Origin of the sequence: Aeromonas sp. FDAARGOS 1409 (assembly GCF_019048705.1) — a bacterium.
Lineage (GTDB): Bacteria > Pseudomonadota > Gammaproteobacteria > Enterobacterales > Aeromonadaceae > Aeromonas > Aeromonas sanarellii.
In genome coordinates this window covers 3,819,380-3,834,766 of record NZ_CP077395.1, presented here as the reverse complement: position 1 = coordinate 3,834,766, position 15,387 = coordinate 3,819,380, and the positions used below count along the sequence as shown (strand labels likewise).

Here is a 15,387-nt window from a genome sequence, read left to right as displayed (position 1 = left end):
TTTGGGGTTTGAAAGAGTCCTGCATCGTTGATGGTATGGTTTAGATGGGCTAGTTTAAAGGCGCAATGATACAGGGAGCCGCCTCGCCATGTCCTACGCTGCTTATCGTTCTGTTCGCCAGATCCGCCAACCGAAGGGGCTGATGGCCTCGCTGGCCTTGCCCCAGGAGCTTGTGGGGGCGCATCATCTCATTGTGGCTGGAATGGCTCCCTCCATCGTCAATGAACTGGCTGCGTTGCTGGGCTGCGACGTCAAGATAGTCTGTCAGCTGGTTGGCATTGACCGCTCGACGGTGACACGCAAGCGCACTGCGGCGGCCCTGCTGTCCCGCGCTCAGAGTGCCCGTATCTATTCATTCGTTAGTGTGATGGAGGCTGCGGAGTCGCTGTTCGAGGGGGACAGGGGGAAGGCGCTTGAGTGGTTGAACAAACCTGCCCGGGCGCTGGGAGGAAACCCTCCTGCTACTTTCCTGACGACCGCTGTCGGAGCTCAGGCAGTTATCGATCTCATCGGTCAGATTGAGCATGGCGTCGTCGTTTGATGGCGACCTATCTCGCTGAAGGCGTTACCGCTCGACAGCGGTGTCCAGCATGTGCAGGAGAAAGCCAAGCATTGTTCAATTGACGTCACCCGAGTCAGTCACATTCCCCCTTGCATATCGGCTAAATGATCCCGCTCCCTCGACGATTACCCACTTGGTGAATTGCATCTCCATTCCTGACTTCATTCACAGTACCTGCCTGCGGTAGGCCTGCCATGCGCAGGTTCAGAGGTTCGGTGTGTGGCTGAATCGGTTTATCGCTAAGGAACTGTTTGAAAACAAAATACATTTTTATGTAATGTGTTAGTAACGGGTGATACACGGGGTTTACATGAGGACGAAGGAGTCAGGGAACTATCAGATCCATCCGGCGTTAGTCGCGTTTCGTGAGGCGTGGTTGGAGTTGGGCTTCAAGACTGGGCTGCCGATTGCCGATCAATTCCATACGCTCTGGGAGTCAGCCATTATTCTCTATCGTCCCTTGTCGTCAGGCGATGATGTGGGCAGTGCGCTTATGATCGTAGGGCCATTGTTGCCAGTATTGTCTTGGCCGTCGCCAATCAAACCGCCGCCTGGGCAACGATTGATCCCCTGCGGGCTGAATGATGGTGAGGTCGATCAGCATCTGGCCGGGGAGTGGCTGAGGTTGATGACGCTGTTAGGGGAGCCCCGTCTCATCGAATGCAGCCGACGAATTTTCAATCGCGTTCTGACAGACGAGCAGCGTCTTAACTGGTTTCAGAAGAAGCGGTTGTCTCAAGACTATTGGGCCAAGGTGTGCGGGTTGTCCCGGGAACAGCTGGCGCATGCTCAGGAGGCGCTGAGCAAGTCCCGGCAAAAAGACAAAAAGAACGGGATGGTATCGGTGCCCGAACCTAACTTCTTCTTGCAGAGGTTAGCCGATGAGTGATGACCTTTCGCAGGAGCAGGCAGTGGAGGGTCTTGACGCTGAACCCGCCCGTTCCCTTACCCGACAGCTGGTGTTTCCGGAGGCGTTGGCCGAGTGGCACCGGCAAATCCTTGAATCGTTGCAAGCCTGCTGTCAGGGGATCCTGGGATTGGATCCAACACTGACCGCGTTGTTGGCCGCCGAGCTGCAGTGGATCGATTCTGTCTCATCCAAAGAGATGCTGCCCCCATCGCCACTCTCTGCCATGCAAATGCGTGAGCGGTTGAGTAAAGATCGGAGACTCAGCCAATTCTATCTCGTTGACGCCATCTTGGCGGAATTGCGTAGTGGCCATAGCCTCAACGGTGAGCTATTTGCTCAGCTCAAGTCCGTGACGATCCTGGCCGTCTTGGCGTTATCACATATCAATTTTTCTCAGGGTATTGCCGAGCGGGACCAAACGGTCGAAGAGGCGCTGCGCAACGTCAGGCTGATGGCGAACAATCAGCGCGAGGTGATGATCAAGGCCCTGTCTGAGGTCGATTTTACGCAGCCGATACTGACGCTATTGCAAGCCATCAAGATCCAGAGAGAGCAATATGCCAATAACAAGCAGGTGAGCGTCAATACAGGGGCCTTGGAGGCCCTACTGAGCCGACTCTATAAGGCGCGAGCCAAAGAGATCAAAACGGGTACCCGGTCAACCGGCGAACGCCAGCGGTTCCAACTGGAGGCGCGTTATCAAGAGCAGCTCGACGAGCAGACCCAAATCCTGTTGCTACGGGAGGTTCTGCTGCAGCGCGGCAAAGTCAAACTGACCGAGTGGGAGGGTGAAGAGGAGCGAGGAACCCTCCCTGAGCAGCAGACGCTGCTGGTGTCCTCTCAGCCACAGGGGTTGATGGATATTCAGGCGAGGGTTTTGCAAAGCGCCTCGATAGCGCTCTCCATGTCGATGCGTCATCTGCAGTTGCCGGCCAACCTTTGGATTGCCACAGCGTCACAGATCACACGCCTCGTCGATGCCTTGATGCCTCAGGCGGTCGATGAAACGGCGTTGCCGGCGCTGTCGATCCTGCTGCAACTGGTGATGGGCACGAGTAGCGAGGACTTGCACAAGCTGCCGGTCTGGCCGAGTACTGAGATTAAATTGCCTGCTCCTGGCTCTCGATTTGCCGATGACGACGGACCCTCAAAGAATGCCAGTGGTATTTGGCGGCTTCCTCATGGGGCGTATCTACAACGCTATGTAGAGGTTGCCCACAGCCGAGTGCATAGGAAATTGCACTCTTTTTTGCCAAAGAGCGACTTATTCTTGCAGCTACCTTTGCCAAAATGGGCCACTCATTTATTGGTTGGACACGGTTGGAGGACATTGAGTAGTAGCGCGCAGGTGGATTGTTTAGCGCGAGCAAATGAGCGAGCTGGCACGGCCTTGACCATGCGACAGCTGCAAAACTACCAGCGTGCTTGGTTGCAAAGAGAGGGGATTGATAGCGCCATTGCCGGTATCCTGCGTGGCAAGGCGGCTCAGCAATGTTCCCCTATGGCCTACAGTCATGTGCCACGTAAAGACGTGTTGCAGATCTGGCGCCGTTATTTGGCCTCCATGGGGATGACCGCGGTGGTGCTGGCACCGGAATTAGAACAAGGAGCTGTCGGATCACGCCTCTATCCTAGCGTTGGCGAGCTTGCTCGACTCCTAGGAAATTATCAGCAGTACCTCTGTGCACGACTCAGTGGGTCACGGCAGCAGCGTCCAACGCTGACGCAATATCATAACCTCCTCGTGCGCCACAGTTTGTTGATCCTCCATCTTTCTACTGCCGCCAGGCCCGTGACGGAGATGTACGGCAGGCGTGGCGATTACTGCCTCATCAGTCGCTTTATCCGGCTGACAGACAAAGAGGGACGATCTGTGAGCTCGGCCAGGTTGGTGCCATTGTCAGCGTTGGCAGTGCAGCAACTGCAAGCCTGGGAGCGCTATTTGACATATTTGGCATGTCAGCGTGAGCCGCTGCTGGCGCCGTTAGTGTCGGCGGCGGAGCAAGCATTGAGTGGAGCTGGAGCGCTCCTGTTCTGGGCGGTCGAGGCCAAAGATGGCAGCCTGGAAGGCACAGAAATCGTCACCCCAAATTCGATGATGAGGCAGTTCGAAAATCTGTTGCCCCTGGCGCCAAACTGGCATCGCCATTCGGTGCGCAGCCACCTGCTGGAGCAAGGCGTGGCCACCGAGTTTATCGATGCGCTGCTTGGTCATGAGGAGATGGGGACAGAGTTCACAAACCAGTACAGTAGTGCGGCGTTGAGCGATCTATTTACCCTGACGGACGTGCTGGACAAATGGCATCAAACCCTCGGGTTGAAGGTGATGGGCGAATGGACAATCCACTGATCGATTGGCGTGAACAGCTTCGAAAGGAAGATGAGCGTGCAGCGAACGTTCTTCGGTCTGGTCGGGCTATGCGTCGGGATCGTCTCAAACGTGCTCAGGTGCAAATAGAGCGTCGAGCACTGGATGCGCTGTTGCAACATTTGCCCGGCCTATTCAAGGAGCCAGCCGATGTCCGAGGGTTTGAGTATCTGTGGCCATTGGCGATGAGCACGTTGACGGGCAAGTATAGGCGACAGTCTGAATTCAAGGCTGGGCTGCGAGCCATCCTGCTTTGCCTGCAGCAGGGCAATACCAGCGGGTATTGGCAGTTGCCGTTGCCGACAATCCCCCTGACGGTGCTTCGGCGCCCGCTACCTTACACTGAAAAGTGGTTTGACAAAGCGCAGCGCTGTAGTCAAGCGCTGCTGAACTGGCATAGACAGATCGAGGCCCGCGACACTAGCCTGATCGAAGCTGAAGATTTACTGGCCGACATTCTTCATAGCGCGGTGTTTTACTGCGGTGTACACCAGACGGCGATTTTGCACGCACTGATGCTGGCCATCGCTGAGCGGCGAAGATTATGCACGAATGGCTCAGTTGTTTGGTTGCCTTTGACGTTAGAGAGCAAGGCGTTGGCCACCAATGCGCACGATAGAGCAGGGAAGGGGGTTACCGAGCTCCAGATTTTCCTAAGCCTGCCGACTCTGGGGTTGGTACAGCGCTGGTATCGTCGGCGCGGCAAAACGTTTGAGCTTGCCGTTGAGCTCGACACATTCAGCTTATGGGCCCAGAGACATCTGACTGCACCCCTGCGCGGGATCAAAGAGTTTTGCCAAGGGGCGAGTCTGGTAACCGGTGGGCAAGCCGGGGTCCGCTGGCCACAGATCCTGACTCATGTGGCATCTGGGGCGTTACACAGTGTACCGCTGCCTCATGAAAACTGGCTTTCACTGCATCATCCGACGGTTGCGGATGGTCACCAAGTGGTGTGTTTGGCGCAGGAGGCGAGTACCGGATTAGTCGATAACCTGACGGCAGGCAGTTCCAAGCGTTGGCGCTACCATGGCGAAGACCACCCTTATTCATCCTTACTGGCTCGGTTGCGAACGGTGTTGGCGGAAAAGGAGAGCGCGACTCGCAAGCAGACGAAGGCAAGCTGCCTCGCAGGACTGAACCGGTTGCGCAATGAGCAGACCCTCAGCAAGTCAGAGCAGATCCTGGTTGGGTGGCTACATCAATGCATCGCAAAGAACAAAAACAAGCCTTCGACGCTGCGCAGTTACCTTAGTCGCGGTGGTCAGCAATGGCTTGTTCGGTGCTTTGATCATGATCTCGGCTTATGGGATGGCGATCGTTTTCTGAGCTGTTATCGAGCATTGCTGGAAGAGTATGGGGGGACTTCAAATCTGGTCGTCGACCCGGCGCTCTCTGGTGCGGTTGAACGGACGGACCTGGAAAGATCCTCCTCCGCAGAGCCGGAAAGTTCCTCTTCCGAGGCGCCCGTTAGCCAAAAGAATGCTGTCAGCTACATGGCTGCACGCTTGACCAGCCTGCACAGCTATGCGGTGGCGAGTTACCACTTGGCCCCATTGCCGGAGGAGCTGGTCCCGCGCGAGCGCCAGAGGCCCCATGTGCGTGCCACCTATCTCAGTGAACCTCTCTTTCGACAGTTGCTGCGTGGAATGGAGCGGATGACGCACACCTCATCGAGTTACCGAGAGTGTCTGAGCGCGTTATACATCGTGGCTTATCGTGCTGGACTGCGCTTGAGCGAGATCCAAAAGCTCAGGTTAAAAGATATCGAACGCAGTCCAGAGTGCTGGCTATATATCCGCGATACCCGGCTTGATGATGGCAAGAGTGACAGTGCCACCCGCAAGATCCCCCTGGGGGTCTTGCTGACCCCGGAAGAGCGTACTCGATTGGATGCGCACTTGTCTGGGTTATGGCCGCGAAAGGCGAAAAACGCGAACGCGCTGGCGTTTCCCTCACAGAGCGGTTGGTTGATACCGATGTCGGATGAAGAGATCAGGGGGCCGTTAACCAGTATCCTTCGGCAGGTTGGTGGGAAATACTATACCTTCCATCATCTGCGGCATACGGCATTGAGCCGCCTGCAACTGCTGCTACATCACGAAGCTCTGGCACTGCACAGTTTGCCAGGGTGGGCACATTTCCTGCCTTGGTCGGCCGCACAGTGTACCGCTATCTACCAGACCATCACACACTCATCCACTCAGGGGGATTATTGGGCGCTGGCCCAGTTTGCTGGCCATCAGAGCCCGGAGACGACGTTGCACTCATATTTGCATTTTACCCACTGGGTCAATGCAGCGTGTCTGTTGCAGGCCAAGTACGACTGGTCTTTGTCACTGCGACACCACTTCACCGGGCTGTCTCGTGCAAAGCTCACACAGAACGACTGGTTGGAGGGGCCCTTGACATGGCAGCGCTGCCGGGAGGCCCTGCTCCAGTCGCTTTCGCCTTATCTTCAACAGGTCTCCTGGGTCCTGATGGAGTGTGCACCTTACCCTCCCTTGGTTAAACACAAGCTGGATTTTGATGCCGCTCTGGAGCTGATCGCACGGTTCGCACGACATGAAGATATCACCGATCAACTCAATCGTTATCAACTCACACCCGCTATGGTCGATGAGTTAGTTGAAAAAATTCATTTACTTAAAGCATTTAAGACTCAGCGGGGAGCACAGCGATTGCTCTACTCAACGTCACATCATCTGAATTTGCTTCCTGGAGCCTTGCGCAGTCATAAGGAGCAAGTCGAACTCCGTAAAGTGGTTAAACTGGCTCGCCAGGTCTATCGCGAGCAACGAGCGGCTTTCATCGAATGGATTGGCTATCTGCTAGTCCGAAGCAATACTCGCAACACTGGGATCCCCTTCACGGATCCACAGATGTTGCAAGCCTTCCTGAGTGTGACGGTGTTACTGCTGCCAGCGACACGGATTGCGATCGAGGTACGATGTGGCGCCAAACGGAGTGAAAAATCCCCATGGCGGGAGGTCATCTCACGCTATCGCGTGAAGAGTGAATTCATTGAAAAAAGTGGGGCTAACCGGGCACTACTGCGAATAATTCATCCTGACGAGGCGGGTATCTGTCAGCGTTCTACTGAGCGGCAGCAAAATGCTGACACGGTAAAACCAATGGCGCGCTACAGCACTCCGTTGCTGCGGACAGTCGCCTATGTCGTGGCGCTGAAAGTAATGAGCATCCAAGAGCTGGTATCGCTAGGTAACAAGAAGAAAGCCGACTTTGCACGTCAAACCGCGCGTGAGCTTACAGATTGAACGTGCAACATGCTGAAATAGAATAAAATCTATTTGCTTCGCCATTTTGCCAGCTGCCTGACCACTGCGCGCTGCGCATCTGATGTGGATAGGCCCTGAAGGGGCAGGAATTGCTCTGCTTGCCGGCGCTGCTGTCGAGGGCTGAACCAGCTTTTCCCATCCTTATCCATGTTCCAAGGGCTCGAAACGGCGCATTGGAGTATTGGCAAAAAGTCATCCGTCGTTGCGTCGCGTGATAGCTGGCCACGCAACTGAGCGCGCCAGCGTTTGTGCCAAATCCGCTTGTCTTCAGCTTCAGACGTCGCTGTTGTGTAGCCAAACATGGGGGTCTTTCGTCGACTTCGGCTCATTTCTTGCCCTCATAATGCGTTTCGTTTGAGGTAGCTCGTGGCTCTTCACTTTTGCACTGCCAAGTGTGTTCGACGAAAGCGGGTTGAGGACTTGACGCTTTGTCTGCGTCCTAGCTCTCAGTTGGTAAAGATAGCTATCGTTAATCAACGAACTCATACAGATCTTCAATCTTTACATTGAGATAACGGCATAATGTTTCAATAGCATCAAGTTCTATTCTAGTCGCAGTTTCGTTGTACATGCGCGTAATTGTGCCTCTATTGAGTCCTGTCTCTCTGGCAACATCGGCAATTTTTAGCCGTTTCTCACCCATGATCTTGGATAAATGACACTTAATCATGCTCTCTCCGTAATCAAAATAATCTCCTGAAGATTAAAATGGCTTGCAATTGTGTTTTCTTGTGTCTAGATTGTTCTGCAGGAGATCAATTTAATCTCCAAGTTAGATAAATCAGCGTTTGGAGAATGATTATGGCATACACCTACCTGACAACAGAAGAGCTCTCTGCTCGCATCAAGTTCGATCCACGTACTATCCGCAATCAGCTGAAAGACTCTGTCCTGCTCGAAGGGCTGCACTATATTCGCCCGTTTGGCGGTCGTAAGTTGTTGTTTCTCTGGGAGCCTATCGAAGAGGAAATGCTCAAGCACAGCGCAATGTTCGAGTCGTTTCAGGGCTAGGGGAGGTGGATTCTTATGGCAACAGTATATAGCCTTAACCAATTGCTTTACCTCGATTTTTGCTTCAAGGGGAAGCGCTGTCGTGAGCGCACTGGGTTACCCGATACAAGCCAAAATCGCCACAAACTGAAGCAGTATTGTGAACGGTTGGAGGCACAAATCACCCTCGGGCAGTTTGATTTTTGCAAAACCTTCCCAAACAGCCCGCGTTGTGGCTACTTCACCAAACTGGCCGAGCGGGAAGCCGTGTTGCGGGCTGGGTGCCCTCTGTTGTCTGATTTTGCTGAGCAGTGGTACCAGGAAAAATCGGCCGAGTGGCGAACCTCCCAGCAGGAGACCATTCGCGACATTCTTGATTGCCATCTGCTGCCGCACTTTGGCAATCAACCGCTGAGCGTGATCGATAAGTCTGCGATCTTGGCATTTAGGACGATGATCGCTCGTTTGCCCGGGAGAGGTGGCAAGCCGATCTCAGCTTCACGGGTCAACCACATCATGACGCCGCTTCGCATGATGTTGGCAGATGCGGCAGATCGGTTCGGTTTTGACTCGCCCTGGCGCAATATCCGAGCACTCAAGATCCCCCGTAGCAACATCATGCCCTTCAGTCTTGAAGAGATTGGTCGACTGCTGGCAGTGGTGAGGGCTGACTTTCGCCCTTATTACACCATCCGGTTTTTTACCGGGCTACGTTCGAGCGAGATCCATGGTTTAACCTGGCGCCACATCGATTTCGAGCGCCGGCAGATCCTGGTGTATCAGGCATGGGTCCGCAATGAACTGATCCCGACGAAAACCGATGGCTCCTATCGCGCGGTGCAGATGAGTGAGCAGGTTTATCAGGCATTTCTCACTCAACGCGACCGCTTCGATGGCAAGGTCTCACTAGATGGGTTTGTTTTCTGCACGAAGCACGGCAGCCCGTTCGAGGATCGCAATGTGGCCAATCGGGTGTGGTACCCATTGCTGTCGTTGTTAAAGCTGGAGAAGCGCAAGCCCTATCAGACAAGGCATACCGCCGCCACGCTCTGGCTCGCGGCAGGTGAGAGCCCTGAGTGGATAGCAAAGCAACTGGGCCATAACAGCACTCAGATGTTATTCCGGGTCTATTCCCGTTACGTGCCTGATCTGTCGGGTCGGGATGGGCATGCCTTTGAGCAGATGTTGGCGGGATTCGAGCAGCAGCGGCTTGCCTCGAAGGCGCTGGCGGAAAGGTGGGATTCACACGATGGGGAGGCGGGTCATGGTACACGTCACTGAATATGCGGATTGCGGCGAACTGATGTGGGCAACCAGACTGGCGGATAGCGAGGGCGAGTATGAGTGTTGGGAATTGTTATCGCCAAAGGCCGTCCATCGAGTCTCGGTCTCAGATAAATGCATGGCAACTATTGCGCCGTCGGGGCAGCTGGTACTGGCAATGCTGGGGATGGATCAGCAGTCTGTCACATTGCGCAGTTGTCGCGCTCTGGAAGGCATCACAGGGGACGAGGGGCGTCAACTGTGGGAGTTTCACCTTGGTTTGGCCCTCAATGAGTCGCATGGCCAGATGATCCAGGCACTGTGGCGCTTCTATACCATGTTACCGCCCGGCGGGTTACGGCGCTTTTCCCTCGGGATCCTACGTGACCGGCGTTTTATCACCGGGTTTTATCGAGGCAGGGCGAGCCATCACCATCATCATGACCATGTGGGTGGCTTGCTGGAGCACAGTGTAGAAGTGGCGATGACAGCCAGGATGTTGTGTCGTCAATACCGGCTTGATGGACGCACCGCCGACGTCGCCTTCCTAGGGGGATTGCTGCACGATGTGGGCAAACTCTACCTCTACTACAACGTGGAAGCCGGCGAGGGGATCTGCTCCCAGCATGAAGCCCTGAACTTCATGAAGTTGGAGCCACACCTGCAATGTCTGATGAGCCAGGATCCCCGGGCATTTGAAGCCCTGTCGGCCTGCTTGTCCGCATCGATTGGCAAGCCGCTTATCCAGTATATGCCGGAGACTATCGTCAAGATGGCGGATCGATTATCAGCCGAAGTATTCAACTGGCGCAGGGTGTTTGCAGGATTGCCCGATTTTTACTGGTTTCGGAAATCGACCAGCGATACGCGGATATACAAGCGGCTGGATTGACGGCGTGGTTGTGGGCTTAAACTGGCTTTAAAGAAGAGCTGGCAAGATGGCATCACCCACAACGTCCGATGGGGCTCTTGCCGGGGGTAAACAGGTTGCGTGTTGAGATAATGCGGGAGGCAATATGTTGGTAAAAGCGATAGTTCCGACGGAGCAGGTCGTAGATGTGATCTGTGATGTGTGTGGTGACAGCACGACAAAGACAATGGCACAGGAATACGGCACATTGTCAGCCCACTGGGGGTATGACTCGGTACGGCACGATGGCGAGAGATACGAAGTGCATCTCTGTGAAGATTGTTTCTTTGAGACGCTTGCGTGTTTGCGTCAAAACCATCGCTTGCAGAATATGTTTGAGGACGATTATGTTCCAGCCGATCCTGATCGTTTTGGTCGGGTGTAATGACGGATAAACAGTCAGGTGCTCGTAGTGGCGTTGTGAGCTGGGCCACTACAAAGCACCAGCCCGCTATGAAATTTGCAGATCTGCATTCTTGAGCTTAAAGATACAGCCTTGCCGGATCAGCTCCTCCCGGTTGGCGAGCACCAGTGGGTAGAGCAGGGGATTATTAGCATGTTCCCCGTTGTAGCTCACCTGCATCCGCTCCAGAGCGTAATGCATCAAGGGGACGCGCTGTCCTATCAGCAACTTGCCGTCGGTCATCGCATAGTCGCTGGCGATAATGGCCTGCTGTTCATCACCCAGACAGGGATTGGGGGTCACCACGGCGACCACCCGATTGTTCCACTCCAGATCCTGATCGCGGCCGTGGGCCGAGGCGTCGAGTAGCTCCGGCTTGCCCCGAAAGCGGCTCATCACAAAGTCCAGATAATCCCTCTTCTTCTCGCAATACGCCCGCACATGCCAGCGAATGCCGTCATAGACCAGGGTATGGGGAACGATATTGCGCCCGCTACGCTCGGCCGAACTGAGCGACACATAATCCACATCCACCCGTAACTGGCTGCGAGCCGCCTGCACCAGACCGCGCACGATAACGGGGTCGATATGACGGTTAGGCACATCCAGGATCTCGATATGGCCGTAACGCAGGTCCATCAGCGGCAGTGCCAAGACACCTGCCTTATGCTGGCGCTGATGCTGCTTCTCCCGGTGCAGCAGCAACAGATACTCATCCACCTTGCCTTCGCTAAAGCGAGGGCTGAACTGAGCGGTAGGTTTGTAGCCCTTGAGATTGCGGTCGTACTCCAGCCCTTGTGGCGAGAACTCTTGGATATAGCGGTTGATATCCCTCGACGCCTGCTGGCGGCCAATGTTGAAGGCGGTGCAGAGGTGGTTGGTGGTCAGGCGCCCCTCCCACATCAGCACGATCTCCAGCAGTCGAAAACGCAAAGTCTGATCCCAGGTGAGCGCCCCAGCGGTCATATGTGCTCCAAAATGCGACATGTGAATGTAACCAGTATCGGCATGAGTATACAGGCGACATATACTGGGCGCACCCACTGTGTGGAGCAAGGAAGAGCGCTATGTATAGCCAGCATGCACTGCAGCGTATGCAGCAACGTGGGATCAGCGAGCAAGTGGTCGACGTGCTGCTGAGCTTTGGTAGCTCTCACTATCACAAGGGGCGTGAAGTGGTCTTTCTCGATCACCGCAGCTTGGCACGACTAAGCCGCAGTGGTGAGTGGAGCCGGCAGGATTGCCAACAACTGCGTCGCCACTACCTGGTGCTGTAAGGGGGAGAGGTAGTCACAGTGGGCCATCATACTGCCCACTTCAAGCGGGATCGTCACTAAGATGTGATCTCGATAAGTTAATAGCTTTGATTCGTGCTAAGTTGATTGAACAGATGGATTATGCTATGCGCTAGTGGAGGCATGTACCATCTTTAGCTTTGTTATCTAATATAGGAATAGGATAATGTCGTTTACAGAAATTCTAAATAATTCAGAGGAAAAAATTCAAAAATTGTTTTATAGGTTTGATAAAAAAGTTAGTTTTTTTGCCAAGCCCTATACAACTAACAGTCCAGATTATCGTATAAAACATCCATGTTACAATTACGTGTTTTGCGTATTAAAACCAATGATTAGGTCATCTTCGTTGCGTGTAAAAATGCGTGTTGATAGCGCTGCAATACCAGGGCCAAAACACGAAATCAACATTACTGATATAGTACCGCCACCTACTGGCAAACGATGGATCAAAATGGAACTCACCAGTGAGGATGATGTAGAATATGTACTTAAAGTTATTGATTCCATTGTGGGAAGTGAAAATACCTAATCGGACTATCAAGGAGTCCAGCGTAACTAATTGAAAGGTAGTGATTTTTATTTTTACTGCCATGGGGGTATTCATGTTCACCTATCTGAATAGGATGTTTCTCCTAGAGATAGAATGAACTATAGAGTGTTAATTGTGGTTTAAATAATGCGCTAGATGAATAATAAAAACAATTTGGAGGGTGTCCATATTCGATGGTATTGATGATATTAACGAAGAAACCATTATTAAGATGGTCGGAATCGTAGCGGATATAAGTTCGTTGAGTACAAGCATATTTTTAAGTCGGGTAATAAATGAGGCATCAATTGACTGACCAGGTTTTGAAAAATAGCTCAGGCTATATTATTGGTTTTATCTCAACTGGGTATGCAAGTGTACAAACTATCAAGGATAAGAATGGGTATGTAAAAGGTGTCTATGATCCAAGAACGAATACCACCAAAAATAAAAATGGGCATATCATTGGCACAGGTAACTTACTTGTTACTTTGATATGAGTGATAGGTAAGCGATGTTTTGTAATTAAATCACTGATGCTCTTTTTCCTACCATTTCCTGTGGTATAACTTCCTACATTGCTGTATTGAACCCTTTAACAGGACCCTTACCGGAGCCGCAAATGTCAGAATCGAAATTAGAAACCGTTCAGGATATTCATGATGCAGCTGAGCAGGGTAATGCTTTTGCACAAGCCTTCTTAGGAGGTATGTATCTTGAAGGGCGAGAAGTCCCTCAGGACACCCAAAAGGCTGTATTCTGGCTTGGTAAGGCAGCCGAACAAGGCAATCCTGATGTTCAATTAAAGTTAGGGGATTTGTATTACGACGGGGTAAGCATACCGAAGGACTGCCAGGAGGCAGCATCTTATTACCGTAGTGCTGCAGAGCGTGGTCACTCTGAAGCTCAGTTCAAGCTGGGGCGCATGTATATTGACGGGCAGGGGGTTACGCAGGGATACCAGCAGGCCACGTACTGGTTGAGTAAGGCGGCCGAGCAATGGGATCTGCAGGCGCAAATAAAACTGGGGGAAATGTATTTCAATGGGATCGGCATTCCACAAGACTATAAAATGGCCTTTGTCTGGTACCACAAGGCTGCTTGGCAAGGGGATGCAGAAGCCCAATTCATTCTTGGGTCAATGTATTGCAATAGACTAGGAGTTGCGCTGGATGAGGTGCAGGCCGAGCCATGGTACCGTAAAGCGGCCGAGCAGGGACATATTGAAGCTCAATTCAGGCTGGGAGAATTATATTTCTGCGGAGTAGGTCTCCCGCCAGACGAGCATGAGGCCATGTCATGGTACCAAAAGGCGGCTGAGCAGGGACATGCTGATGCCCAATACAACTTGGGGCACCTGTTTTCCGACGAGGATTCTGACTTACAGGACGATCTGCTGGCCATGTCTTGGTGCCATAAAGCGGCCGAGCAGGGCCATGCGGACGCTCAATTCACTTTGTGGCGAAAGTACTTTAAAGGCGAATGTACGGAGCAGGACTATCAGAAGGCCATATTCTGGGGTCGTAAAGCGGCTGAACAGGGGCATAGCTTGGCCGAACGTTGCCTGGGTGAGATGTATTCGAGCGGACAAGGTACGCCAACTAATGATCAGCAGGCTGAGTTTTGGTATCGCAAAGCGGCCGAGAATGGTGACAGACTGGCACAATTAAAAGTGGCGCATATTGGTGCCAATCAGGGCATTGCTGATGAACAGTTTGCCTTGGGAGATGCGTATTACTTTGGACAGGAGATCGAGCAGGATTATCAGCAGGCCAAAGATTGGTATCAACGAGCAGCCGAACAAGGGCATATGGATGCGCAGTATGCGTTGGGCAATATGTACTATTGTGGTGAGGTTGTCTCAAAGGATTTTCAGCAGGCAGCCTCCTGGTACCACTGCGCAGCAGAGCAGGGGCTCGCTGCCGCCCAGAATGCCTTAGGAAAGATGTATTACCTTGGAGAGGGCATCCCTCAAGATCTACAGCTGGCGATCTCTTGGTATCAGCGTGCGGCTGAACAGGGTCAAGCTGATGCACAAATTGCCCTCGGGGATATGTACCGCAGGGGAGACGGTGTTCCACAAGACAGGCAGAAGTGTGAATCTTGGTGCTGCGAAGCATTAAATGGTCTCAGCCAGTCAGCCGAACAGGGCATAGCCGACGACCAATTTTATCTGGGACTCAAGTATTTATGGGGGCACTTCATCACGCAGGATAATAGGCAGGCGGTGTACTGGCTCAAGCTAGCGGCCGAGCAAGGCCATGCTAAGGCCCAACGTGAGCTATGGGAAATATATCGAGATGGGCGAGGTGTTCCACAGGATCCCCAACAGGCGGCATTGTGGCTTCGTAATGCAGCGGGCAATGGCGATGAGTATGCACAGCAGTTGATAAGGCAACAGGCTGGACAGGGCGATCCAGAAGCTCAATGCATCATGGGGAAATTGTACCTCTACGGTCAAGGTATTCCTCAAGATGACCAGCAAGCTGCAGCCTGGTTTCATGAAGCTGCTTTGCAGGGGCATACTGAGGCGCAGTTTAACCTGAACCAGATGCATACTAACGACCAGACTCTTCAGCAGGCGCTCTTATGGCATCACAACTCAGCAGAACAGGGTTATGCCAAGGCACAAATCAGGTTGGGTGACCACTATTTTGCTGAACAAGATTACCAACAAGCTGCGCTCTGGTACCACAAAGCAGCAGCACAGGGAGATGATGAGGCGCGGTGTAAACTGGGTGATATGTATTTTACTGGGCAAGGCGTCACCCAGGACTATCAGCAGGCCGCGAATTGGTTTCGTGCAGCATCTGAATATAAGCATACTCGCCTAAGCTGATTTTGAGTCTCGCATTCCA

General features: G+C 53.0%; 14 protein-coding genes. 12 read left to right on the top strand and 2 right to left on the bottom strand.

Annotated features, from left to right (window positions below; all coding sequences use genetic code 11):
* The first annotated feature begins 88 nt into the window (after positions 1–88).
* From I6L39_RS17800 to I6L39_RS17785, 4 genes are all read left to right on the top strand, one after another.
* Positions 89–541: an antitoxin Xre/MbcA/ParS toxin-binding domain-containing protein gene (locus I6L39_RS17800; protein WP_021140686.1), complete on the top strand. Its 453-nt coding sequence runs from the start codon at positions 89–91 to the stop codon at positions 539–541.
* A 331-nt stretch (positions 542–872) separates the two neighbouring features.
* On the top strand, positions 873–1,451 hold the full coding sequence (locus I6L39_RS17795) for a hypothetical protein (protein WP_043133680.1): 579 nt from the start codon (positions 873–875) through the stop codon (positions 1,449–1,451).
* Positions 1,444–3,822 carry a site-specific integrase gene (locus I6L39_RS17790; RefSeq protein ID WP_043133682.1) on the top strand — a complete coding sequence of 793 codons (2,379 nt, stop codon included), beginning with the start codon at positions 1,444–1,446 and terminating at the stop codon, positions 3,820–3,822. Before I6L39_RS17795 ends, I6L39_RS17790 begins: the two co-directional genes overlap by 8 nt.
* A complete protein-coding gene (locus tag I6L39_RS17785) occupies positions 3,807–7,115 on the top strand; it encodes a tyrosine-type recombinase/integrase (RefSeq protein ID WP_216990414.1) in 3,309 nt (1,102 codons plus the stop codon). Before I6L39_RS17790 ends, I6L39_RS17785 begins: the two co-directional genes overlap by 16 nt.
* Positions 7,116–7,605: 490 nt before the next feature.
* Here the strand turns inward: I6L39_RS17785 and I6L39_RS17780 are convergent, their stop codons facing one another.
* Complete coding sequence (locus I6L39_RS17780; protein WP_010674971.1) at positions 7,606–7,806, bottom strand: helix-turn-helix transcriptional regulator; 201 nt, start codon at positions 7,804–7,806, stop codon at positions 7,606–7,608.
* A gap of 131 nt (positions 7,807–7,937) precedes the next feature.
* Here I6L39_RS17780 and I6L39_RS17775 point away from each other — a divergent pair, with 131 nt between their 5' ends.
* The 4 genes from I6L39_RS17775 to I6L39_RS17760 all read left to right on the top strand — a co-directional run bounded on the left by I6L39_RS17775 (position 7,938) and on the right by I6L39_RS17760 (position 10,684).
* Complete coding sequence (locus I6L39_RS17775; RefSeq protein ID WP_021140683.1) at positions 7,938–8,147, top strand: hypothetical protein; 210 nt, start codon at positions 7,938–7,940, stop codon at positions 8,145–8,147.
* A 15-nt stretch (positions 8,148–8,162) separates the two neighbouring features.
* The gene (locus I6L39_RS17770) at positions 8,163–9,407 is read left to right on the top strand and encodes a DUF3596 domain-containing protein (protein ID WP_216990413.1); all 1,245 of its coding nucleotides are present in this window, start codon (positions 8,163–8,165) and stop codon (positions 9,405–9,407) included.
* Positions 9,391–10,281, top strand: a complete 891-nt coding sequence (locus tag I6L39_RS17765; protein WP_254203684.1) for an HDOD domain-containing protein — start codon at positions 9,391–9,393, stop codon at positions 10,279–10,281. Before I6L39_RS17770 ends, I6L39_RS17765 begins: the two co-directional genes overlap by 17 nt.
* A 124-nt stretch (positions 10,282–10,405) precedes the next feature.
* Positions 10,406–10,684: a hypothetical protein gene (locus I6L39_RS17760; protein ID WP_216990411.1), complete on the top strand. Its 279-nt coding sequence runs from the start codon at positions 10,406–10,408 to the stop codon at positions 10,682–10,684.
* Positions 10,685–10,750: 66 nt separating this feature from the next.
* On the opposite strand, the gene I6L39_RS17755 is transcribed toward I6L39_RS17760, so the two are convergent.
* Complete coding sequence (locus I6L39_RS17755; RefSeq protein WP_216990410.1) at positions 10,751–11,668, bottom strand: WYL domain-containing protein; 918 nt, start codon at positions 11,666–11,668, stop codon at positions 10,751–10,753.
* A gap of 101 nt (positions 11,669–11,769) precedes the next feature.
* On the opposite strand from I6L39_RS17755, the gene I6L39_RS17750 reads away from it, so the two are divergent.
* The 4 genes from I6L39_RS17750 (at position 11,770) to I6L39_RS17735 (ending at position 15,368) form a co-directional block, all read left to right on the top strand.
* On the top strand, positions 11,770–11,979 hold the full coding sequence (locus I6L39_RS17750) for a DUF4258 domain-containing protein (RefSeq protein ID WP_216990409.1): 210 nt from the start codon (positions 11,770–11,772) through the stop codon (positions 11,977–11,979).
* Between the two features lie 184 nt (positions 11,980–12,163).
* Positions 12,164–12,529, top strand: a complete 366-nt coding sequence (locus I6L39_RS17745) for a hypothetical protein (protein WP_216990408.1) — start codon at positions 12,164–12,166, stop codon at positions 12,527–12,529.
* A gap of 308 nt (positions 12,530–12,837) precedes the next feature.
* Positions 12,838–13,029 carry a hypothetical protein gene (locus I6L39_RS17740; RefSeq protein ID WP_216990407.1) on the top strand — a complete coding sequence of 64 codons (192 nt, stop codon included), beginning with the start codon at positions 12,838–12,840 and terminating at the stop codon, positions 13,027–13,029.
* 122 nt (positions 13,030–13,151) lie between these two features.
* Positions 13,152–15,368 carry a tetratricopeptide repeat protein gene (locus I6L39_RS17735; protein ID WP_216990406.1) on the top strand — a complete coding sequence of 739 codons (2,217 nt, stop codon included), beginning with the start codon at positions 13,152–13,154 and terminating at the stop codon, positions 15,366–15,368.
* Positions 15,369–15,387 lie beyond the last annotated feature (19 nt).